This is a genomic window from Deltaproteobacteria bacterium, from assembly GCA_016183235.1.
Lineage (GTDB): Bacteria > UBA10199 > UBA10199 > DSSB01 > JACPFA01 > JACPFA01.
In genome coordinates, this window is the sequence record JACPFA010000035.1 from 1 (window position 1) to 25,039 (window position 25,039).

Annotated in this window: 16 protein-coding genes; 9 read left to right on the forward strand and 7 right to left on the reverse strand. The window is 42.0% G+C overall.

What is annotated here, in order from left to right; all coding sequences use genetic code 11:
* Positions 1-150 precede the first annotated feature (150 nt).
* Positions 151-438 (forward strand): GIY-YIG nuclease family protein, encoded by a 288-nt coding sequence (locus HYU97_09075; protein ID MBI2336894.1) that lies wholly within the window; start codon positions 151-153, stop codon positions 436-438.
* Between the two features lie 182 nt (positions 439-620).
* Complete coding sequence (locus HYU97_09080) at positions 621-3,359, forward strand: DEAD/DEAH box helicase (protein ID MBI2336895.1); 2,739 nt, start codon at positions 621-623, stop codon at positions 3,357-3,359.
* A gap of 261 nt (positions 3,360-3,620) precedes the next feature.
* Here the strand turns inward: HYU97_09080 and HYU97_09085 are convergent, their stop codons facing one another.
* The 7 genes from HYU97_09085 to HYU97_09115 form a co-directional block, all read right to left on the reverse strand.
* On the reverse strand, positions 3,621-4,040 hold the full coding sequence (locus HYU97_09085) for a putative toxin-antitoxin system toxin component, PIN family (GenBank protein MBI2336896.1): 420 nt from the start codon (positions 4,038-4,040) through the stop codon (positions 3,621-3,623).
* A complete protein-coding gene (locus tag HYU97_09090) occupies positions 4,037-4,279 on the reverse strand; it encodes an AbrB/MazE/SpoVT family DNA-binding domain-containing protein (protein ID MBI2336897.1) in 243 nt (80 codons plus the stop codon). The genes HYU97_09085 and HYU97_09090 overlap by 4 nt, the downstream gene beginning before the upstream one ends.
* A 59-nt stretch (positions 4,280-4,338) precedes the next feature.
* Positions 4,339-5,055, reverse strand: a complete 717-nt coding sequence (locus HYU97_09095) for a nucleotidyltransferase family protein (protein MBI2336898.1) — start codon at positions 5,053-5,055, stop codon at positions 4,339-4,341.
* Between the two features lie 10 nt (positions 5,056-5,065).
* Positions 5,066-5,638, reverse strand: a complete 573-nt coding sequence (locus HYU97_09100; GenBank protein MBI2336899.1) for an SIS domain-containing protein — start codon at positions 5,636-5,638, stop codon at positions 5,066-5,068.
* Positions 5,639-5,701: 63 nt separating this feature from the next.
* On the reverse strand, positions 5,702-7,387 hold the full coding sequence (locus HYU97_09105) for a hypothetical protein (GenBank protein ID MBI2336900.1): 1,686 nt from the start codon (positions 7,385-7,387) through the stop codon (positions 5,702-5,704).
* Positions 7,388-7,486: 99 nt separating this feature from the next.
* The gene (locus HYU97_09110; GenBank protein ID MBI2336901.1) at positions 7,487-7,915 is read right to left on the reverse strand and encodes a putative toxin-antitoxin system toxin component, PIN family; all 429 of its coding nucleotides are present in this window, start codon (positions 7,913-7,915) and stop codon (positions 7,487-7,489) included.
* Positions 7,912-8,154, reverse strand: a complete 243-nt coding sequence (locus HYU97_09115) for an AbrB/MazE/SpoVT family DNA-binding domain-containing protein (protein ID MBI2336902.1) — start codon at positions 8,152-8,154, stop codon at positions 7,912-7,914. The genes HYU97_09110 and HYU97_09115 overlap by 4 nt, the downstream gene beginning before the upstream one ends.
* Positions 8,155-8,244: 90 nt before the next feature.
* Here HYU97_09115 and HYU97_09120 point away from each other — a divergent pair, with 90 nt between their 5' ends.
* From HYU97_09120 to HYU97_09150, 7 genes are all read left to right on the forward strand, one after another.
* Entirely contained in the window at positions 8,245-9,759 is a 1,515-nt protein-coding gene (locus HYU97_09120; protein ID MBI2336903.1) for a hypothetical protein, read from the forward strand.
* Between the two features lie 150 nt (positions 9,760-9,909).
* Positions 9,910-10,908, forward strand: a complete 999-nt coding sequence (locus HYU97_09125; GenBank protein ID MBI2336904.1) for a hypothetical protein — start codon at positions 9,910-9,912, stop codon at positions 10,906-10,908.
* 287 nt (positions 10,909-11,195) lie between these two features.
* The gene (locus tag HYU97_09130) at positions 11,196-13,628 is read left to right on the forward strand and encodes a hypothetical protein (protein MBI2336905.1); all 2,433 of its coding nucleotides are present in this window, start codon (positions 11,196-11,198) and stop codon (positions 13,626-13,628) included.
* Positions 13,601-17,716 carry a hypothetical protein gene (locus tag HYU97_09135; protein MBI2336906.1) on the forward strand — a complete coding sequence of 1,372 codons (4,116 nt, stop codon included), beginning with the start codon at positions 13,601-13,603 and terminating at the stop codon, positions 17,714-17,716. The genes HYU97_09130 and HYU97_09135 overlap by 28 nt, the downstream gene beginning before the upstream one ends.
* Positions 17,713-20,988 (forward strand): hypothetical protein, encoded by a 3,276-nt coding sequence (locus HYU97_09140; protein ID MBI2336907.1) that lies wholly within the window; start codon positions 17,713-17,715, stop codon positions 20,986-20,988. Before HYU97_09135 ends, HYU97_09140 begins: the two co-directional genes overlap by 4 nt.
* Positions 20,989-21,057: 69 nt before the next feature.
* A complete protein-coding gene (locus HYU97_09145; protein MBI2336908.1) occupies positions 21,058-22,728 on the forward strand; it encodes a putative Ig domain-containing protein in 1,671 nt (556 codons plus the stop codon).
* A gap of 216 nt (positions 22,729-22,944) precedes the next feature.
* On the forward strand, positions 22,945-24,675 hold the full coding sequence (locus HYU97_09150) for a right-handed parallel beta-helix repeat-containing protein (GenBank protein ID MBI2336909.1): 1,731 nt from the start codon (positions 22,945-22,947) through the stop codon (positions 24,673-24,675).
* Positions 24,676-25,039 lie beyond the last annotated feature (364 nt).

The following is a 25,039-nucleotide window of genomic DNA, read 5'->3' on the forward strand; positions in this document are numbered from 1 at the left end:
ACACAATTCTACAGATTTTAAGTATCAACGTTTTTGAGAAAACCCACATCCTGCAATTGTTTGCGGGCGATGATTACAAATTGTCAGAGAACAATATTTCTAACCAACTGAATTTATTCAGTTAACGTTGGGACAGTAGTGATTTTATTCATGAAACAATATTTTGTTTACATTATGGCAAGTCAAAGAAATGGGACACTCTATATTGGAGTAACCAGTGATATCGTTAAAAGAGTTTATGAGCACAAAAATAATCTGATCAAAGGATTTACTGAAAAATACAAAGTGCATCAACTTGTTTATGTTGAGGAAACTAATGATGTGAGTGCTGCCATTACACGAGAGAAACAACTGAAAAAGTGGAAGAGGAATTGGAAATTAAGGCTAATCGAAGAATTGAATCCCACATGGAAAGACCTTTATGAAGAGTTGTTATGAGGTCTGTCTCAAAATGAGTGCGAGACTGGATCCCTGCCTCCGCAGGGATGACACAGTACCTAAATCGCAACTTATTTACGAAAGAACCAAAAAAATCGTCAAGAGCAGGATAAAAAATATATTTCTGATTTTGATTGCAAAGTAACAAGGCTCATAGATAAGACAGCAAAACCGAATAAAAAATGAAAAGTCTCAATCAAAAACCTGGAGTCACAATGACCGAAACCAAAAAAGAACTTACGTTAAAAGATCGTTTGTCGCACCTAAATTATTTGCAGGCCTGTCGCCTTTTGGGGCAACAAGGCAAGGACTTGATAATGCAAGGAGGCAAATTTGAGATTGACATAGAGGGACAAGTGGAAATGGGCGCCGAATCCTTCTCAGTTAAATTTGCAGACGCTAAAACAATTATTCGTTCCAATCCCATGAGAAGAAACAAGATTGATTTTAAGTGCTCGGTTTGTGAGGGGCATTGCGAACATATCGGCGCGACGTTTGCACTCATCCTTGAAGAGAAAACTGCGTTAGGGCTGGCCAAGCTACCCACCGCAAGAATTCCCATAGAAAGTTTGAGCGAACAGGATCTTGTGGCGCGCGAACTTCAAGACAGAATTGAACGAGCCCAAAAAGAACGTATGACTCTCAAAATCACCGACAGCAAAAAAATATGGGCGGATTATCTGCTCACAAGTAAGTTATCAGGAAAAACTTATCGCGTTGCGCTGCGTGGCTTTGGCTTGGGGGAATCCTATTGCTCCTGCCCTGACTATAAAAAGAACACGCTGGGAACCTGCAAACATATTTTGCATGCCCAGAATAAAATCAAGACCAGATTTTCAACCCAGCAGAGAGAAGAACCGTACAAACGCAAAAATTTTAGTCTGCACATCCGCTATGGGGAATCGCCGGAGCTGCGGTTGCTTGTGCCTGAAAACATGCCCAATGATATTCTCGACCTCATAAAACCCATTAAGGACGTGCCAATCACGGATCTCCACGAGCTATTTCAAATCAAAAATATCTTGGAGGGAGAGGATTTTCTGGTGAACATTTATCCAGACGCCGAAGAATGGATTCAAAAGAAACTTTCTTTAGAAAAGCTTAAAAAAATTTCACACGAGATTCGAAACGATGCCAAAGCGCACCCTTTGCGTCAAACTTTGCTCAAAGTGGAACTATTACCCTATCAAATGGATGGTATCGGTTTTGCCGTTGGGGCTGGCCGGGCGATTCTGGCAGATGATATGGGTCTTGGCAAAACCATTCAGGGCATCGGTGTTGCTGAATTGCTTGCCAAAAAAGTAGGCATCAAAAAAGTTCTTGTGGTTTGTCCAACCTCCCTTAAGTCACAATGGCGTGAAGAAATCGGGCGATTTTCGGGTCGCAATGTTCAACTTATTCTTGGCAGCAAACAAGAACGAGGCGCTCAATACAATAATGCCAGCTTCTTTACGATCTGCAATTATGAGCAGGTTTTACGCGATATCATCGAAATCGAATCAGTGTCCTGGGATTTGATCATTCTGGATGAGGGTCAAAGAATAAAAAATTGGGAGGCCCAAACCAGTCGGATGATTAAATCTTTAAAATCACAGTATGCCCTAGTGCTCACAGGAACACCGCTCGAAAACAGATTGGAAGAACTTCACTCTGTTGTTGAATTTGTTGATGAGCACCACCTGGGGCCGGCTTTTCGGTTTTACAACCGCCATAAGATGGTGGACGAAAAGGGCCGACCACTCGGTTACAAAAACCTCGACGAGTTGCGAAAAAATCTAAAACCCATTTTGCTCAGACGCACACGCCAGTCTGTAATGCAGGACCTGCCGCCACGCACGACCGAAATTGTTCGTATTATTCCTACTGCGGAACAACTGGAACTGGATCAACAATACAAAAAATTAATATCACTCATTATTCACAAACCCTACATTTCCGAGATGGATCTTTTACGTCTGCAAAAATATCTGCTGATGTGCCGCATGTCAGCCGACAGCACTTTTCTCGTCAACAAACAAGAACCAGGGTATTCTTCAAAACTCACGGAACTTGATCATTTATTGGGCAACCTGCTGGCCGAACAGGATCGTAAAATCATTCTTTTTTCGGAATGGACAACGATGTTGAATTTGATCGAGCCGTTGATAGAAAAGCATGGGGCCAAATTTGTGCGCTTGGACGGTTCGGTGCCGCAGAAAAAACGTCAGGGCTTGGTGAACGAATTTCAAAACAATCCTAATTGCCGGATTTTCATTGCCACCAACGCGGGCAGTACCGGTTTGAATTTGCAAGCAGCCAACACCGTCATTAATGTGGACCTCCCTTGGAATCCTGCCGTTCTGGAACAACGCATCGCCAGAGCCCATCGCATGGGGCAAAAGCGGCCCATTCAAGTTTACCTTTTGGTGACAACCGAAACATTGGAAGAAAATCTCCTGCAAACGATCGCCGCAAAGCATGAGCTGGCGCTTGCGGCACTGGATCCTGAATCAGACGTCACGCAAGTGGATTTATCGTCAAGCATGGAGGAATTAAAGAAACGTTTGGAAGTGCTGACCGGTAAAAAACCGGACGCCTCACCCGACGCAAGCCAAGAAAAACAAACCATCACAGAAGCCGCACTGGTCAAGAAACGTGAGACCATTGCCAAAGCGGGAGGCGAATTGCTCAGTGCCGCCTTTTCATTTATGGGTGAAGTTTTAACACCAAAAGAAAAAAATAATGATGATGGTGTGGAAGAAAAGAACAAAAAAATGGCGGCTGTTTTTAAACAAAATTTGGCAGAGTGCCTGATTCGCGATGATGATGGCCATTTAAAACTTACGGTCAACCTGCCCAATGAGGCCGTGCTGGATCATTTGGCACTGTCACTGGCCAGAATTTATCAGATGAGCAATGTAAGTGCGGCAGTTTCATACTAACAAGCCCTCTGTATAGGCTACAGCTTGCTTCGGCTTATGGGCTACGAGCCGCGTCAGATTTCGCAAAAAGTCCTCGACGTACCCTAAGGTACGCCTGCGGGCTTTTTGCTCATCTTCCTTCTCTCGCCACATAATCCTCGCAATCTGTAGCCTATACAGAGGACTTGTTAGTAGGGGGAAAAATGAACAAAGGTCAGCGGCAAAAAAAGTTTCGCAATTTGGGCCTAGGCAGGTGGACAAGTCTACGTTGGTCTGAAGTTCTCAGCCGGAAGGGCTCACTAATTTCAAAAATTGAATAGGATTTAAGATTTGGCATTGTTTAAAATTTTTTAATTTTAATAACACGCTATCTCCGCTAACCAAATATTGGGCTTTGCCAAGCATGGCCAGTTGGAGAAATTTTTCGTCGTCAGGATCTTCTAACGAGGGGACCTTTGTTTTTCTTTCTTGAACTATTTCTACAAAGGGGAGCAATTCTTCTTCCAAAAGATATTTTATTTCTGCTTCTGTTAATTTAAACTTAGGGTAAGAAAGTACTCTTAAGTATTCGCTCATGACTGATTTTGACAGAAGATATTGAAAAGATTTTTGTTTCCATAAAGGGACCAGTTGAGCAACAACGCCTTCGAATAAAAGAGCCGATATGAAAACATTTGTGTCAATAACCACGCGAATTTTCATGAAAATGCTTTCGATCGCACTTGCCGAATAATTTTGGGAATTTCTTCTTCACGCAGCCCTAATGATTTTATCTTTTGCCTAATTGTTTTTAGATGTTCATGGGAATTTTTAATTTCAACAGGTCTAAGACAAATAGCCCCATCTTGATAGGAAACATCAAAGTAATGAGTGTCCCCCACCTTATCAATAACTTCCTTTGGAATGGTGATCTGATTTTTATAGGTGCGTTTTGCCAGCATGATTACTCCTAGTAATGAAGTAATGATACATTAATTTGGCAGATCTGTCAATCTGTCCATTAGGGAACAGTTAATTTATTGAACTCATTCTGCAAATATTGTGATGCTAGAGCGTAAGATTCGGGCGTGCCTATGTCTAAAAATGGGCCGGTTCCAACAATGCCGTATAATTCTTTTCCGATTAAGTGGATGAAAAAATCTTTTTCAATAGAGAATTCTTTTTGGGGAGGGAAGGCTTCGATCGCTTTTCGTTGAATGATATAAATCCCTGCACTAATTAAGCCAGTTGCTTTTTTGCTGTTTTTTTCTTGGAACCCACTAATTTCCCCGTTTTCTTCCAGATTAACTTGCCCAAAACGCGAGCCATCATCAACTTGGCTTAACCATAAAGTGGCCGCAGCCTTCTTTTTAGTGTGAAAATCTTTCATTAAATTAAAATCCCAGGGGCAAAAAGAATCTCCATTCAACACCAGGAAGTTATCGGTATTCATTTTATTTAAAGCTAAACGAACCGCGCCGCCTGTGCCCAAGGGCGCAATCTCATGAGAATAAGCAATCTTCATGCCCCATGAAGCGCCGTTTTTAAAATACCCTTCTATAATATGGCTTAAATAACTCGTTGCTAAAACGACATTCAAAATTCCTTTTGATTTTAGAGATATTAAAAGCCATTCCAAGAAGGGCTTGCCCGACACCGGCACCATGGGTTTAGGTAAATCGCTGAAAATATCTTTAAGCCGAGTGCCTTTTCCGCCTACAAGAATCAAAGCATCCAATTTTTGCTTCCTATTCAACGTTCAAAAAAGATTTTTCTACTAATTCAGAAAGGATATGTTCGATCAAAAGATGCATTTCTTGGATCCTAGGGGTGTCATCAGAGGGGGCCTTAATAACCAGGTCACTTATTTTGGCAATATCTCGTTCAACTGAGCCGGTTAATAAAATGGTGCGGATGGCCATTTTAGCAGCCGCTTGAAATGCTTTTAAAACGTTTTTTGATGAACCGCTGGTGCTGATTCCTATAAGAATGTCGTTTTTTTTGCCGATCCCTTCCAATTGTCTGCTGAAGACATCTTCGAAAGCATAATCATTGGCAATTGCGGTCAAAGTTGAAGTGTCGGTTGTGAGGGCGATAGCAGCTAAAGCTTTTCTGTCTTTGTAGAAACGACACAGAAATTCCGCAGCCAGGTGCTGGGCATCTGCTGCGCTGCCCCCATTGCCACAAACGATGAGTTTATTACCGGACTTAAGGCTGCTAATGACCCAATCGGCTGCTTTTTGAATATTACTTAGGCAGTGGTCGTCGGACAATAAGTTCTTTAAATTTTCTAACGATTTTAGAATTTTTTCTTGTATCATGATTTTCTTTTTCTCGGATTTTTGATTCAAGAAGTCAACTGAAGATCATAAATTCTTTATTTTTTACAATTTAACTTTTACAGGTAAGGGGGAATTGTTTTTTGTGTCAGCACCCAAAAGATAGAAAATACCCCAGCAATACACATCGTTATTTCCCAAAAGTGCGCAAGTTGCTGAGCCCGAAGTAGAAATTTGTTTAGCTGGGGAGGGTAAGCCTAAAACTTGAGTGGGTATGTTGGTGTCCTTAAAAGAGCCATTACCCAGTTGGCCAAACATATTATTGCCTAAGCACCATAGAGTGCTGTCTTGTAACAAAGCGCAAATAACGCTGTGAAACCCGCCTACGTGAAATCCATCAACGCTGAGAGCTTTGACCCCCTGTAGCTCAGGGATTTGCACTGGGGTGGAAGAAGTAAATTTAAAACCTGGCAGTGCATTGCCAAATTCTCCATCATAGGTCGTTCCCCAACACCAAACCGTGCCATCTTTTTTTAAAGCACAAAAGTAATGATTAGAAGATTCAATGGCCAAGACTTCTTCGAGATTTTTAACTTGCACAGGAGTAAAAGTATCTTCTTGAATCTCATCGTTTCCTAAGGCCCCATGCGCATCTTCTCCCCAGCACCAAACGGTGCCATCTTTTTTTAAGGCGCAGGTACTCGCTATGGCCATGGCGAAAGAGGTTACTTCTTCTAAATTGGGAATCAAGGTAGGTTCTTTGACCGGCAAGTGAGTTGGCCCAAGCACTGGCGAGCTTGGATCTATTTCGGTAAAGCTCCCACATTGCAAGTGGCTGTTGTAACCCCAGCAATAAACCTGGCCATTACTCAAGGCGCACGAATGGGATTTACCGTCACTATTAACATAGGTTACATTCGTTAACTGGCTCACTAAAATAGGGTCTGTTTCTCCTTTTGTGGTTCCATTACCGAGTTGATATTTTGTGTTATTGCCCCAACAATATAAATTTTGAGTATCATCGATTAAACAACTGTGAATGCCACCGTGAGGATTGAAAAACGCAATATTTTCCATGGTGAAGGGGACAGGATAAAGCTGTAAATTATCTGGAGAAAAATAGATGTTTAATTTTTGTCCCCAATACCATGCTTTGCCTGATTTTTTGAGTGCACAGCTGGTTACCCCCGCAGCGAGTTGGATAATCTCTTCAGAAGGTTCAGAAGGTGTTGGAGAGGGGATGGGTGTTAGCGTTGGGGTCGGAATTGGAGTTGGAATAGAACTGGGGGTCGGAGATGATATAGGAGTAGGGTCAGGGCTTGGCGTGGGTGCAGGCACTGGCTTGCAAAACGCCCCGCTAGTAGTATTTTTGCAAGCAGCCTGCGGGTCTAGGGCCTGGCAATCAATGGCCACAAAGGTTTGCGAACTTCCCTTGCAAGCTTGTTCCAATAAAATATTGCCTTTACAAACATCGTGAAAATTTTTGATTTTGCAAAATTTATCTCCGCAAACAAAATAATCGCTTAAATTGCCTGAGGGGTAATTAGTTGCTTGCACAGCAGTTACTGCCCCGGGAAAGTTAATCGAATCGTCGTTGAGTTCAGGCACGACAACGGGAAAGACCTTGGCAATAAAATACCAAAATTTCCATTTCGATAATGCTTCATAGTCGGATTGATCGGAATCAAAGCAGCTGGGAGCCAATGGATTGATTTTATTGAATGACCAACTGTTGAAAGGAAATATAAGAAAGACGAATGTAATAAGGATAGCCAAGCGCCGCTGATTCATGTTTTCCTCCCTCTAGGAAAACACCCATCCTTATTCTCGGCTCATTGTAATGGATTGCCGATTTAAGTAAATGAAAAAGTTTAAATAGAAGCATTGAGGTTACAGCAGATTTTGCGAGGGGTTCATTAATTTTAAAAATTGGATAGGATTTAAGATTTGGCATTGTTTAAAATTTCTTAATTTTAATAACACATTATCTCCGCTAACCAAATATTGGGCTTTACCCAGCGTGGCCAGTTGGAGAAATTTTTCATCGTCAGGATCTTCCAACGAGGGAACCTTTACTTTTCTTTCTTCAACTATTTCTACAAAGGGGAGCAATTCTTCTTCCAAAAGATATTTTATTTCTGCTTCTGTTAATTTAAACTTAGGGTAAGAAAGTACTCTTAAATATTCGCTCATGACCGATTTTGACAAAAGATATTGAAAAGATTTTTGTTTCCATAAAGGGACTAGTTGGGCAACAATGCCTTCGAATAAAAGAGCCGATATGAAAACATTTGTGTCAATAACCACACGAATTTTCATGAAAATGCTTTCGATCGCACCTGCCGGATGATTTTGGGAATTTCTTCTTCACGTAACCCTAACGATTTTATCTTTCGCCGGATTGTTTTTAGATGTTCATGAGAATTTTTAATTTCAACAGGTCTAAGACAAATAGCCCCATCTTGATAGGAAACATCAAAGTAATGAGTGTCCCCCACTTTATCAATAACTTCTTTCGGGATGGTGATTTGGTTTTTATAGGTACGTTTTGCCAGCATGATAACTCCTAGTAATGAAGTAATGATACATTATTTTGATAGATCTGTCAATTGACAACCCCACCCATTTCAATTAGTCAGCAAAAGATTATGACCCAACCTCCTGTATCCGTAGAAACGCTGCCAGCGGGCAGCATTGATATTTCTCCCCTACTCAGCAAACAAGCAGCCGAACGCACCGATCTTGAACGCGAGATCATTGCTGTTTCTTCATGTAATCAAGCTCATTTATTTGAGGAACAAGATCTTTATTCCACATCGCCCTGTTCGGCTCACGTGCCTGATTTTCGTGCCAAGGGGCTGGGTGCCATGCCTCTTTTTGCGCATTACCGCGAATTACTGATCGATTATTATTTAAAAACCCAGACCCCTCAATTGAGGGGACTTTTTCAAGGCGAAGGCCTCAACACCTTCATCAAGGTCGTTGCCGAGCATTCTAAGGGAGTTACCGATATTCCTGGTTTGTTAAAAGGGCTTCAGAATTTACTTTTAGCATGGAAAGATGAATACAATGAAAAGGGGTTATTGCTTTTAGCTCTTCCATGGCTTGTTCTTCACAACCTCGCCGCTTTGGATCGGGCGCGAGTGCAGGCTGGCAGGGCATCGATACTGCCTGCTGGTGAGATGGATCGTTTTGAAAAAACGATTAAGGGGCTTTTAGAAGCGAAGCTGCTTCGTATGGGGGCGCAATCAGAAACTGGCCCATTTGAAGCTGAATACGATGCTCAAAACAATACTCTTTTGCTACCAACTTCATGGGTCGATCGTCCCCTAAAGAATTCTACAGAAATTGCAAATATAATGCCTCATGAACTGTATCATGCCTTCCAAGATGAAGAGAAAAGACGAGGGACTCTTGCTGATGCCGAGGTTGAAGCTTACCTTGTAGGGATAAAGGGGCTGATCCTTATGAGGGGTTTGGTTGAAGCACGTGCATTTTTGGTCCACGTACAAGAGCAGCAAACCAAGGCTTTACAGGAAATCAGTGTGTATCAAGGAGATAAAGAGGAGGCAAGGGTCCGTAGTTTTGTTATACGTTATTTTGTGAATCACACATCAAAAAGTTATGACGATAAAATTACTCTTGGGGGCATTTTTGATTTTGAGAAGGCTTGTTTCAAATTAGCTCATAGAGAACTTGAGTCAGGTAAAATAGATCAAGAAGGAAGAAAACAACTATCTTATCTTCATGCTAGCCATCGGCAAATATTAGTAGACTGCCTTGGAGACATCGGCGAACACAGTTCTTTTTTGATTAGTGATCGTATCAGGTTGGGAAATGCAGCATTTGAGACAAAGCGTCAAAAGGCATATGAGGATTTTAAACAAGGGAAACTTTGGGATGTTCAGAGAATTTCTATTGCGGGAGATGGCATAAGGCATGAGTACCCAGTGGTTCCAAAAGAGTACCTCGGTGTCCGTTTGATGCAGGCACAGAGAATAGAAAGTTTGTTTTTAGTTTATCATTTTGAAGGAGAACAAGCTGCAGAAACTTATTTAGCCAAGTCAGTTTTGCCAAGCTTTCTTGGCCCGCGAGCAATTGTCGCATTTATGAAAGTCCCTTATCTTACAAATGGCATTACCCCAAACGCGCGACAGAAATAACGCACCGCACGATAAGTGGCGGAAAATAATCAAAAAATTGTTAAAAAAGGGCTATTTTTATAGCAACTATAATCGGTTTATTCCGAAGTTAAGTTTGTGAAGGGAAGGGGGTCCATCGTAAAGATTCTATAATCTTTTTGGAGTTGTTCAGTGGTTGATCCGATTTGCCGCTCAAGTCCTGATAGTTCTGTTAATCCACAATCAGAAATTGCTGGGGCAACGAATTTGGCGCGGATCCTGCGAGACACAGGTTTGCCGGGCCTCGACGAAATGGCGCATCCCTGGCTGGCCTTGGTGATCAGTTCCTACACCGCCTATTTAAACGCCCCAACCGCTGGTGGAGCTGCAAAACAATTGGGTGAATTTTCCAAGAATCTCGACAACCTTGATCTTACAAAACCTGCCTACAAGGGCGTGCTTAGAAATATGCGCAATCTCTTGGCCAGCGAAATTCGGCATCCACAGAATTGTGGTCGAGTTGATGCGTTGTTGAAGGTGATTAATGAGAAATTGTCGGAGGCAGGGGGAGGAGCTCCACCAAATCCAGTGGTAGGACAAGGCGATAGGTTTTTAACCGTATGGTATCTCGATGGACAAATAGGGGGAGGTGCCGAAAGCCGTGGGGGGTATTTCATAGGTGGACTTGAAGTTGGTTTGTTCATTTTACCTCAAGGTAAAGTGGGACCTGGGGTGACTTATAATTATTTAGTCAAGTCTGATGAAGATTTCGAAGATGAGGAATTGAGTTTTTCTTTTGCTAAACCCTCTGTGGTATTTAAATTGGTTGATGAACGAAGTTCGCCGGACCAAATGGGCGTGGGAGTTTTTTTGCAAGGGGGTGTTCCTTTGGGATCCATCAGTTACTCTACCCCTGACTCACTTGATTCAGCAGGAAAGGATGGGAAGAACTTCGTTTATGGGTTGAGTTGTGATTTGTCCTTAGCTTTCCTATCGTCTGGTGAAGAGGGATCAGCCGGTATGGGGATGAATATGGTAGGTGTGGGGTTATCTCTATTTCATGTGCCTGCCGGGCCAATGAGTGGTGTGTATACTGATTTTCATTTGAGTATTGATCTCGGTTTAATTTTATTTGGCGTTCTAGCTGGCTTAGCCCAAGGTGGTTTATCCGGATATTCCCCCTCTCTGTAGTCATGTCAAAGGGGTCAATCAAAAAAATCTAACGATGAACGAAGGGACAATTCTACTACCGATTCCAAACAATCGATCGTTCGGAAATCGTACCTTCGTCTAAACGCACGCTCCGAGTGCGCAACAGAAATAACGCACCGCACGATAACTCCCTGAAAATAATCAAAAAATTGTTAAAAAAGGGCTATTTTAATAGCAACTATAATCGGTTTATTCCGAAGTTAAGTTTGTGATGTGAAGGGAAGGGGATCAATTGTAAAGATTCTATAATCTTTTGGAGTTATTCGGTGGTTACTCCGATTTGCCGCTCAAATCCTGATAGTTCTGTTAATCCACAATCAGAAATTTCTGGTGCAACCAATCTGGTGCGGATTCTGCGAGGCACAGATTTGTCGTCGGGCCTTGACGACATGGAGCATCCTTGGCTGGCCTTGGTGATCGGTTCCTACACCGACTATTTAAACGCCCCAAACCCTGGTGAAGCCACAAAACAATTGGGTGAATTTTCCAATAATCTCGAAAAACTTGATCTTACAAAATCCGCCTACGAGGGGGCGCTTAAAAATATACGCCATCTCTTGGTCAGCGAAATTCGGCATCCACAGAATTGTGATCGAGTCGATGCGTTGTTGGCAAAGATTAATGAAAAATTGCCGGAGGCAGGGGAAGAAGAGGGGAGTGGCGAAGGAACTCCACCGGCGGATTCAGATTCGCAAAGCAGGTATCAGCCTCCTCCTAGGAATGGCGTTCCTCCTAAAGAAGCCCCCGTGGCCTTTGACGAGAGTGTCGATCCAAAGTTTGAATTAGATAGTCGGTTTACGGCTTTAAGAATTTTCGGCCGTGAATTAGCCATTGATTGGAATGCTGATAAAGACGAAGCCGGTGTTGCAAGAACCCCCAGTAAACAAAACCCAGAGAATCGACTATTGGCAGCATTTTTGGAAGCGCTCGACCAATACCTTCGAGGTACAGGAAATATTGGTAGCGTGGAATCAACGGCAAAGGCTTGGTTAGATCAAGATGGTTTTGCCAGTAATAAGTTTAATACAGCAGCCTTAGGCGGCGTACGTAGGATTTTAGCCAGTTTTAGCAACCCCCTCAACTTTGAAAAAGCCAAAGAAGTTTTATCAATCATTAGGGTTAGTAACAACTCTTGGACATTAGAATTAACTTCTCCCTGGTTTAACAACCATGCTCTCAATATTGCCACTTTTAACTTAGTTGATTATCAAACGATTGAAGCCCTCACCGGAGATGTTAGTTATATTAGTGGCGGGCTTCGTTATTGCCATAATTTTGGGTTGTGGACCCCATGTGCGCGGTTTAGTGTGGGGGATTATAAACGGCTTGCAACTCCCAATGCAGAAGGATGGTTTGGGGAGATTGACTTTGGGTTAGAAAATCCGCGTGAGCCAGGTTCTTTTGCTGGCATGGGGATTGGCTGGGTTGATCAGGATTTATCAAATGGGGATGTAAGTGGATTACCCGATCCACAAGCCATGGCCAGAGTGCATTTTGTGGCAAAATCACCAGCTTATTTCCATGGGTTTGGGCGGTTCGGAATAGGCGTAACCCTTTTGCCTCAAACGGTTTATTTTGATATTAATTCGGAAGAAAGTGCTTTCCACAAAACCACAGCAAATACAGAAGCCTTGGCTAAGGGAGCCCCTGGTTATTTTACAGAGCCGAGTAATTTTTTCCCAGATACCCCTCTTACCTTGTTAGAGCTAGATCTTGCTTTTTCTTCTAATGGTTTTAACGGTGTATCGGGCATTCCGCCCGAGGCCTTGAGCCATATGCTGCCAGGGGAAGAGGCCTATCTACTCAGTCGATATACCATTAATCATTTAGCTTCAATGAAGCGATCTGCACTACTTCCACCTTTGCAAACTGCAAAATTGCTTTTAGGTTTTGCAGCACCCTTTGGCGATAAAGGTAGTATGGAACAATATGATCTGTTAACGGCTCTTGAAACGTTAACGGTAATTAATAATAGCTATACCACCGCTGTTGATGCCGGCATTGCATGGGACATCATCAGAAGAGGAAGCCTAACAGGCAAGCTCACATTGGGGGGCATATATCTTGCTGATGTGATTAGAAGTGCCGTTCTTTGGGGGACTCAAGATGATGTTCCTGAAAAAGGCACAACCGATGTGATTGAAAATCCAGGTTGGCTAACGGATTTCGATGCGAGAGGTGAGAGGGTTAGGTTATTAGGGGGTCTGATTCCTGAAGCCGTGCTGACTGGATTTAACGCTATTCCTGTGGTGAGCGATCCAACCGATGGGGATTGGCCTTTCTTTGTGTTTCAAGGGGCTCAGATTGCTGGCGGCACAGCCATGTTTGCTCTCAGTGGTAAGATTGTAGGGTTACCTTCCCGTGGCCCTGGAATTTTAAAAAGTGGAGTACGTACCCATGGCCCCTATTTTGTAGAAGAACCTTTACACCTTGACGACGGCACACTTCGGCAATTTGAAAATTCAGATATCGTTGCAGGTGCTGGGTTAAGTATGGCCATTAATGGGGGCATGAATATTCTCAGGTGGTGGGCTTATCAAAGTTACGTAAATCAATTAGAACACGACGGGTTGTTACAAGACCAATACCCTGGTGATTTGATGCGTTTTAATGTAAGCGCAAGCATTTTACCTGGGGGAGGGGCCTTTGTAAATGCAGATTTGAGTTTCTTATGGCAATATGTAGACAAATTATTATAGTCTTGGTCGGAACGCTGCTAGTTGCTTGTGGTGGCGGTTTGGGTGACAGTAACGATAATGCTGCACCTGGAGCTGTTCAAGTTGTGCCACCCGATTATGAGCAAAGCGAACCAAACCCCTCTGATTTTACACCTGAACAATCAGACAGTTTAGTATCTCCTGAAACTGGGGAAATTCAGAAAAAAGAAAATAATAGCCCCAAAGAAAATAACGACCCAAAAACCGCAGAAGCAACAGTTTATGGCAGTATCATGGGCGCTTTTAAAAAGAAGAGCGCTTTATACGAAAGCTTTTCCAAAGAATTAAAGACAGAGATTGCTAAGCACTTTGTGGTTGACCCCGATGCCGATTCTAAAGGCACGAGCGGTTATGGTTATTTTATTACGATGTTTGGCTATACGGCCCCCACGGTGGCTAATGCTGGGGCAGAAAAATCCAAGAAAAAAGTTTATGCGAGCGCCCCTGGTAAAGGCAATGGTCAATACCCTGCCATGTTCATGATGCAAATGAAGAGCGGAGAAAATACCCCCCTGGAGCCTTGTACCGACAATATTTGCATCGATAGCCCTGCGGATAAAGAAGAATTTGTGGTCGATTCGGTGCGCATTGAAGGGCGGATCAATTTAAATACCGTTTCAGTGTTTGGGCCTGAAGACCCTGTGTTGTTAATTAGCATCTTCGACGAAACCACCGGCCATGCCTTAACCGGCGAAATCCCCCTTTACTCTGGAGATTTTGCTAAAACCTTTAATCCCGACGGCACCCCTAATCCAAATATCGCCTCGTTTTCTAAACCCATCGCTTTCCCCAGCCCTGGCACCTTTTCAGTGGTGGTGAGTGGGTTTTTCAATAGTGGCGAATCCGTTGAGTTAGTCAGTGAAATGATCGTGATTACTAGGCAGGGGATTCCCAAGATCACACTCATTAGCGCATCGGTCGATAAAAATTTGCTAGAGCCAGCCCCCGCTGCTACGCCTACTCCCACACCAGTGCCTGTTGAGAGTGGGGCCTCGGTTAGTGCGACGAATTTGAATCTAAAAATAGAACTAATAAGTGATGGCTTAAAAGTCCCCCTTTATATTTCCAATAAAGATGGCAAAGATGAAGGTGCTACTACCTGGTATTCTGAGACAATGACTGAAGCTAGACAAGAAGAAGGAGAGTGTGTCGAGGCTTCAGAAGCGGGAAGGAAATTTTATTGTATTAGTGATCTCAAAAGTATTCCTTTACATCAAGGCCTCAACTATATCCAAGTTTATGCTAGCAACCCCATTTTAGAAGAGCACAAAGATGAAATTGATACAGCCGATTATAGCTTTGAATTTGAAGTAACCAATTTTAATGGTGGCCCTAAGATACAGATTCAAAGCCCCACTTCGGGCACCATCATTCCTCAAAAAGAAAGTTCTAATGAACAAGTTGAAGTAAAGTTTTGCCTCACTAATATTCCCAGCAATCAAGATTTGGGCGATGGCACATGTTTGCCTAGCCTACCCAAAGATAAAGTAGGCTATACCGTTTATCTTAACGATCAAAAGCTACCCAGCATTGCCAATAATTATGAGGTGAATGGCTCGGGTATTGTAACCGCACGGGTTACGCCATCTTTTGGGATCAACTTTGTAAAAATAGTTTCTGAAGATAAAGTTACTAAAGAAACAACAGAAGAAACGATTGCATTCGGTTATGGTAACGTCACTCCCATCCTTAAAGACGGCGAAATTTACGAAAAGAAAGAAGATGCCGATGTATCAAGCTTTGCCGAGCGTGGGGTTGGGATTAATGTAGATGTGGCCCTCATCAGAGATCAAATCACTTCCGTGCTTATTGACATATTGGCCGATGAAGAAATCAAAAAGAAATTCTTTGCTTCCATGAAAAAAGAGGCCTCAGGCCCCCCAATTACTTGTACGGAGGTCACCGATAAAAAGAATCATGGGGTTTTTGACGATGGCGGGTCTCCGCCCATGTTTAATGCGGGCGACAGCAGCGTGACCTTCTTGGAAGATACCGTAAAAGTTGGCAACATTGAAGTGCTTGATTTTAAACCCAGCACCGCCTCCCATGCTTTAGAACTTAATCTTCGGATTCACGGTATTCATGGCGAGGCTGATCTTAAGGGCCTGGGTAAGTTTGCCAATCCCGAGAGCACCTTTATGGGGTTAAAGCTCAATTTTTTACCCCTTTCTATTTTCATTGCCCGAGCTGATGTGCGGGTAGGTGTAGAGTTTAAGAAAAACTCCAAGGGTATCTTAGAAGTAAAAATTAAAAAGCTCGATGATAAACCCGTGGAGCTGATTGGTGATGGGCCTTTTGGCAATGTGTCTTATGTTAATTCAAAACGCAATCCTTTAGCTGCGGGGTTTGAATATCTCACGAACGATCGTGGCTTAGTAGAAAATATGTTTATCGATATTTTAGAGCGCGTGATTTTGTGCGATGTAGAAGATGGTTTAAATCACCCCACCGTCGGTGCCTTAGGCAAGCACGTCAAAGACATTGAAAAACTCACCAAGTATAATCAAAACCCATTCCGATTTTTGATCGACACAGAAATTACACTTTTAGATAAGTTGTTGCAAATGGATGTGGCTTACAATGTGTTGCGAGGCGATATTGACATTGATGACGATGGCATTCACATTCGCAATGTGCCACTGCGCATCAACCCCGGCCAAAGCAAACTCAATCAATTACGCAGTAAAGATGAATTCAAAACCGGCGTAATAGGGCCGTTAACCCGCGTGGCTCCAGCCAACCTTGGCCAAAACGCTATCTTCGATCGCGAAAACTACACCAAAAATAACCAATATAATATTGGCCTAGCCCTAAGCGAAGATGCAATTAATCAAGCTTTGTTTGCGGCAAACATTTCCGGCTTGCTTGATCTTGATGTAGATCCGAATTTTTACGATCGGGCGGGGATAATTCCAATTGAGGAGGTGGCACCAACTCTAGGTAAATTTAGCCAGGGCTTCGATTTAAATAAAAACGGAAAGGTAGATGCTGAAGATAAAAACGTTTTTGGTGCTGGGGGCTCTATTACGGAAGATCTGATTCCAGTAAGACTCAGTTTGCGCAGTAATAAACATCTAGCTCCAATGCTTACGTTACTAACAGATCAAGAAGCGAAAGCCATCGTTGATGCATTTAATGCTATTAACCAAGCTTCTTTAAATAATAATGACAATGAAGCCTCATCACCATCAGATGAAAATAAAAAGTCATTTGCCTTAGATCCAACAAAAAGATATTTTAAATTTGTTTTACCTGATGTTGAACTGTCAATTTATGCCTTACAACCAATTTCTGTTGATAAAGGGGGATACGGTGAATTTTGCAAGGTTACAGATCCGCAAATTCAGGAGCATCCAGGGACAGCAGATGTAACTCCTAACAAACCAGGCGAGGATACTTTTTGTCCTTTTTCAGGTATTCTTTATAAAAAGAAAGAAGATCAAAAACCAGGTGAAACGTGCAAGGATCTGACTTTCCCTACTAAAAATGGTGGAATTATTTCAGCAGATCCTAATTTGATAGATGCACCTCTTGCGAAATTTCGTGGGAGTCTTCGGTTATATGGGTGGATTGCGGGTATCAACCGGCAAGCCTCAGCTAAAGACGTGGTTTTAAATCCTGATAAGAATCCAGAAGAATTGATTAAAACATTTTTAAGAATTCGGCTTATACCTGCAGCTAATGAATCTTCTGATTTATTTTCAAAGTTGAATTTAGTGCCGATTTATGGTGCGCCTGGCTTTAATCCGCAAGAAGTTATTAATAGTTTAGACAACCTTCTTACCACAGCGATTACCACTCCGTGTCAATTTTTCAACGAAATCCGTATCCCCATCCCCGATCGTTTTCCAGGTGTTCCTACTACCAATCCCGCTACTTATGCCCCAGGCAGTTTAGGTGACACCCTCTGTAGTTTAGGCATTGATCATCTCAATCTGGGCGTAACCGAGGCTACTTTGCCAAGCGTAGATATTGATCAAAACGGCCTTTTTATGGATCTATTAGGTGGGGTGCAAATTGATTCAGAGGGCGGCTCTTGTCCACAAGCAGAATCAGGAGATGGGGCATGAAAAAAATATTAGGGCTATTTATTTTCTTTATTATTTTAGCTGGGTGTTCGGGTGCTGCCGACAAACCCTTCGTGCTTAATCCCAACGTGCCACTGCCAACGCCCGTGCTAGATCTGCCAGGCGGCGGTGGGGATAATGGTGGAGGCGGCGATGGTGGTGATGGCGAACAAGGTTGTGTGGCAGAATACACGGCAGGGCTTTTTATCTCGGTACAAATGAATGGCAAGTTAGCGGCAAAACAACCACCGCCCTTTCCTTTTGCGGGGCCTTTGAGGTTAATTTTTAATGGCAACCAAGTGGCCTTAGATATGGCGCACTTTCCTCAGGTGAGTATGCCTGCAGCTGGCTTTGGTAAGAAGGATGGAACGAATGAAAATAAAGTGCCGGCTGATTTGTTTATACGGGCTGTAGAGGGGCAAGATAAGGCCGTGGGTACTTATGACCCTGCGACCGGTCAGATTGAAATCCCTGGGGTTGAATTAGAATTAGAAGCCGTGTTAGGAGGCGCGAGCCTTGAAATTAAGGCCTTGCCGCCGGTTACATTAACCACCGGTGATGTTTCAGCTGATGGTAAGTTTGGTGATTTACAAGAAAGCGGTTTGCCTTTAACCTCCGAATTAGACCTAGATTTAGTCATTGGTTTAAGCTTTCCTGAAGATGCCAATAGTACCATCGCCACAGGTGGTGGTTTAGGTGGTGCTGCCGTTACGGCAAAAATGACCGGCAAACTTAATCGCTCACCCGATGACCCAACCTGTACAGCCGATGATGGCGGGGGTGGAACTTTTGGTGGTGGGGGTGAGGTTAAAATTTATGAATTAGTTAAAAAAACAGTGACAACACCAGAAAGTCAACCCAGCACTGAGAGTCAACCCAGCACTGAGAGTCAACCCGCCAGTGAGAGCCAGCCTAGCCCTGAATCTCAGCCTACCGAAGAAATCATAGAAGTTGAATTACCCACAGGCACAGTCAATTTTGGGAGTGTGTTTATCCCTGGCCCCGATTCGGGCTCTTCCAACGACCCACGTTACATTGTTACCAAATCAATCAAGATCGTCAATGAAACTTCGGCCACGGTTTCGTTTCAACTCAAGAACGATCAGAATTTTCATTTTCAAGAAGAAACAATAGTGAATATTCCCAGTGGTGAGTCGACTACTCTAGAAATTAGCTTTTATGCCTCCACTCTTTCCGACCAAGAAGCTGTTGCAAAGGTAGAGAAACGAACTTTAGAATATCAACTCAATGCAGAAACTAAATTGACATTAATAGGCAAAGTTAAACCTGAAGGTCCCGAACTTTTTGTCGAGGGAGTTGAGGTTGATGAACCGGATACTGTAGATTTTGGTTCTTCGCTGATCAAAGTTGCTAAGGTGGATGGGCAAAACATACTTAGTTGCAAAGAAAAGGAGAACCGAAGCACTCTTACAAAAATGGTGTATATTAAAAACCACGGCGTTAGGGGTGGGGTTGGGGCTGAGGAGTTACATATTAAAAACATTTCGCTAGCAGTGGATACTGATAATGATGCCGAAGTAGGCCCTTTTTGTCCTCAAAATGCCTCAGAGTTTAACCGCACAGGTATCATGCAGTACGGTGGCGCCAAGTGTATAACCTTCGAAATTGCCGGGAAAGAATTTTTATCTGCCGATTGTACCATTCCACCCAATGACCCAGATAGTTACATTGGGTTTAAAGTAGTCTACACCCCTAAAAATGCTAACAATGATATTTCGCCAGATGAGAATATCCCTGACACAGGCGCCATTACTATTTTAAGTAATGATCCCATCTATGATCCCGCCCAAAACCAAGAACCTTTCCATTTAAAACTTAGGGCAACTACCAAGATATCAGGTGAGGCTCCGGTAGAACTAAAATTAAAATCGAAAAAACTAACTGGTGCAGAAAAGGAAGACCTTGATCGAGATCCTATTGAACCCAATACAGGTGCTACTATCAAAGTTAATGTTTTGGAATCCAATCAAACTGCCCAGCTTGAGCTAAGTCTGCTCAATCATAGCAGTGACGTTTATCAAGTTAAATCCATTACCATCGATGATGAATCGGCATTTAAACTAGCAGATCCGGCGATTCCTACAACTTTAGCAGCAGTTAATGGTGATGGATCTCCAGGAGAGACTCCTTTAAAAATAGATTTTAGCCCACCACCACAATCTGCCCCAGGGTCGTCGTTTATTGCTAAGTTAATTATTGAAGCGATCAATGATCGTTCTGAAGGAGAGGTAACAAAGTTTGAATTTGGATTGGAGGGGGTGGTGGGTGAATTAGGGCTTAATGGGAAATATAATTTACGTATCGATTTTTTAACCGCACTAATTTCAGCAGGTATTATTTCACTGCCACCCATTAAGTCATTAAATTTCAATATGCCTGAATTTCAAGGTTTTAGGCCTGATGCCCCTTTGCTCGAATTTCTTCCCTATACTAAAGATGGCAAGAATATAGAAAATTGGCGTGAAGTAAGATTGACAGGTAAAGAAATTTCTTTAGAAATTCTTGAAGGGATGGAGCCACAAGAACGAAAAAAATTGTTGCGCATCTTAAATGCAAAAATGACTTTCGGTTGGAGAAATGGGCCTCATCAAGGGCCCACAGAACAGCTCGTTGCTGGGGATGACGATAGTATGTGTGAGGAGCCGCCTAAGAAGATCGATGGAACTTATACGAAAGGTGATTGTGCGTATTTTTACTTTGGGTTGTCAGACAGTACAGGAATTTATGATATTCAGACGGGGAATTTAATATTACCTAATATTGAACTCCAAGTTATTAATCCTTATCACGCGAGTTTAGGAGACAAATTTACTGATTTAGCTGATGTAGATTTGACTTTGAATATTTCGTTGAGCACTTTTATCGTTAATACCAAGAAAATTCAAACCTTAGACAATGTCCCTATTGTGTCTGACTCTCGATTAACTTTAAAAGATTTGGCAATTCCTAATAGTGATATTACTTCGGCTCCCGAGTGCCCTATAGAAGGCATTGAGGCTGAAAAACCAGAATTTAGCTGTTTTATTACTTCATCATCGGGTACCCAATATATTAAAGGGATACCTACTCAAGCAGTTCCTGAGACCAAGAATAATAAGATTGTAGTAGCCGCAGTGGCACAATTCCCAGTGCCGATTGCCGGAATTGATTATCCCTTTTTTCTTCTAGAGGGAGATGGTGATCCTGTTCGGTTATATCTTGCTATTAAGGGAGTTTTAGAGCCAGCATCAGCGTCAACACCAGCGGGGCAGTAAAAAAGATTTTTCAATAGGGTTTATGCGGGTTAAGGGACGTAGTAACTGAAAAGTAAATTAGGAGGCCCTATGACCCGTATTGAATGTAGTCAAAATCAATCCCAACAAATCAATCCCTTAGCGGAGTTAGGGTGTTTTGTAGAACAAAACATTTTGCATCCCATTCAAAAGCGCGTCGATCATTTTGTTAAAGCGTCACTGCTCGTTTATGACCAATTTGCGAAATTAGTTGATGCTCCCCCAACACCTCCAAAAGGGTCTCCTCATGAAATTGTTTTAAAACGAGTAGAAAATTATAAACCATGGAAGCAGAACCGTTTTCCCCATAGCCCATATTCACAACGCATGGCCGAAGCCCTTGAGCGCTACACTAGCGGCCCCATTCGCGTTAAACCAAAAGACCCAAAACCCATAGAACTTCCTTGGATCATCCAAGCCTACGCAGAAGTAGGCAAATTACCTTTCCGAGCAGTTGGTTCATTGCAGGGATGTAATAAAAGCAGTGGTGGTGGGTTTGTGGGCAGTGTAGATCCTGATTCAGGTATAGATAATCACGCTCCCAAGTTTGCTAATGTTCCACCACTAACTGTTCAGGCTGGCAAACATTTGTCACATATCATTGGTGCTACTGATGAGGATGGGGATGATTTATTTTTTTATTTGTCAAATAAGAAAGATCTTCCTGAAGGTATTACCCTAGATAGAGAAACTGGGCAGTTAAGTTGGACTCCAACTGAAGATCAAGTTGGATTTTATCAGCTCGTTATAAGGGTCTACGATGGACAAGAAGAAACATATCAAACAATTTCAATTGAAGTCACAGCAGCAGAGCCTCCTGTTAAGCCAGAGGAAGAAGCTCCATGCGTTAGTCCAGAAGATGGAGAAATTTATCATTTAGACGGTAGGCCCTTTCATCCAGTAAAAGATACAACTATTTGTCCTGGAATTTACAAAAATATTCAAATTTCAATTTGGGGAGCAGAAAACGTAGTAATAAAGGGAGAAAATGTTATTTTAGATGGTAAGCATGTAGGTGTAAATAGTGAAGGAGGAATATTTTGGAGTCAACCGATGGAAATGGGGAATTGTACTGGGGTTACAATAACCGGTTTTACATTTCGTGGACACACAGGAGTGCAGGTGAACAGTTCAAATAATAATACTTTTGAAAATCTTTCTTTTGAATATGAATACAATTTGATTGACGATGGATATGGCGTGCTTACATCTGACGAGCCCTGGAGTCTATTTATCCTATTTGGTTCTGATAATAACTTATTAAGAGGTTTTAAAATTTATAATGGTTCTTCAATCTATTTGGATGATGGGAGTGATAACAATACGATTCAAGATGTAGAACTTGTTAATACGGTAGGTTGTACACCTGTTACTCCGAGTGGCATTCCAAACATTGAAGCAGGGTGGGGTACTATTTTTGATAATATTTCCATTGAAGGCAATCTTGGTGATGTGTTTTCGTTAGGCAGTGGCAGTGTCTTAAAAAACAGCACTATTCACAATCAATGTGGTAATTATGCTGCCTTAACCATTGATTCGGATAATGAGGTCTACAACAATGTAATTGTTAGTGAGACTAAAGGTATTCGTGTTCGTGAAGGGAACAACAAAATTCACAATAATGATCTTACAATGACAGAAACACCAATTTCAGTGGAACTTTACCAGCCTGGAAATCAAATTTACGACAATAACCCTAATACAATAGTATATGAAGAGTAGTTTGTAAGGGGGGCAGAGCAATAATAATAAAAGTATGACGAAGGTACGATTCTGTTCTTCTTTTTGGAATCTGGTAGTACTGACCCAGCACGCATGTATTTAGCTATTAAAGGGGCTTTGCAACCTGTGCCAGCCGGGCAGTAAAAAAGATTTTTCAATAGGGTTTATGCGGGTTAAGGGACGTAGTAACTGAAAAGTAAATTAGGAGGAGGCCCTATGACCCGTATTGAATGTAATCAAAATCAATCCCAAGAAATCAATCCATTAACAAAGTTAGGGTGTTTTGTAGAACAACATGTGTTGAACCCGCTTCAACAGCGCATCGATTCGTTTGTCCAAGCATCACTTCTTGTTTATAATCAATTTGAAAAATTAGTTGATACTCCCCCAACACCTCTAAAAGGGTCTCCTCATGAAATTGTTTTAAAACGAGTAGAAAATTATAAACCATGGGAGTATAACCGTTTCCCTAATATCACTTATTCACGACGCATGGACGAAGCCCGTGAACACTACACCAGCGGCCCCATTCGCGTTAAACCAAAAGACCAAAAACACATAGAACTCCCTTGGATCATCCATGCCTACGCAGAAGTAGGCAAATTACCTTTCCGTGCCATTGGTGCGTTTCAGGGGTGTAATAAAAGCAGTGGTGGTGGGTTTGTGGAAACTGACAGTCAATTCTCTGAAGATGCTTCATCTAGCGTCTCTGAAGATGCTTCATCTAGTGGCGATGCTTTGTTAGTACCAAATAATGATGGTGACACATCAGTCTTTAACCATCCGCCTGAATTTGGAGTTCTAGACGATCGAGAAGTGAATGAGGGGCAAAAACTTGAGTTTACCTTGCCTGCCTTTGATGCAGATAAGGATACCTTAATTTTTACATCTGGCAATTTACCTGCTGGCGCATCACTCAATAAAAATACGGGGAAATTTTTGTGGACACCTACCTACAATCAGGCAGGGCTTTATGAAGTTAATTTTGTGGTGAGTGATGGAATATTATCGGATTCAGGAAATATGAATATTTTAGTGCATAATGTAAACCAAGCCCCGGTTGATAATGATGGCGATGGATGGTTTTCGGATAAAGATTGCGATGATAACGACTCCAACGTGAAGCCACTTTATAATAATCAAACCTATGTGGTTAATCATAAATTAAGAGTTTGCCCCGGCACTTATACCCGAGCCAAATTGGAAATTAAAAATGTGCAAGGTGTCGATGTAATTGGTGCAGGGGTAGAAGATTCAAATGGAAATTATTTTCCAGGCGCAGTTATTTTGGATGGTGCTGGGATTACGGCGGATCAAGAGCAGACTGTAATTTTATTAAATCAAGTAAATCAAATCTATCTAGCTGGTTTTAAGATAAAAGGTTATCATAATCACAATGGGATAAAAGAGCGTGGTGGTAGCAATAATGAAGTTGCATATATTACTATGGACGCGTACATAGCTATTCGAAGTGAAGATAGTAGCAATAATTATTTTCATCACTTAGATCTTAAAAAAATCGGTTTAGGTATCTTGATTAGTGGTGGTGGTAATATGCATAAAATTGAAAATTGCAATATTGCAGGAGATCCAAATGATACAGCTTTACTGTTTTTTCGTTCTGCAATTGTATTGGGCAGTTGGAGTGGTTTTACAGAAATACTTAATAATAATATTGATGGTAAAAATGTTCTTTTGGCTGATGGAGCACGTGCAAATATCATTGGGAATACAATTATAAATTGTAATAGTGATGGTATATATTTGGATAGTAGCAATAATGTGATTACTGGTAATGAGATTCATAATAATAAAGAATGGGGACTGATAGTAGGAGGAGGTGACAATAATACTATTACTAACAATGATTTAAGATGGAATGAAGAAGGTGGTTTGTTTATTGCCCCAGGTTCTACAGGAAATACAGTATTTGGAAATCAGGAATAAAATAAAAGGGGTCAAGTCTTGACATGAGACAGGTTTATGGGAATCAGCAGCGGAGGTATGACGGAGGTACGTTTTTCAGTCATTACCGTCGTATAAGCGGACAATCACTGCAGAAATCTCATCCTACTGGATGATTGATTGAAATTGGGTTAAGTCTTACGTACATACGTGCATATAACCTAATGAAACACAGCAAATTCAAAGGGGTCAAGTCTTGACATGAGACAGGTTTATGGGAATCAGAGATAAAACCTGCCCTGAGGCTTGGCAAAGAGACCTGCTGACCTTACAGTGATAAGTTTGATAGTATTTGATCGACTTTGAACTTGAGCTTGGGCAGATCTTTTTCAAGAACGTTCCAGAC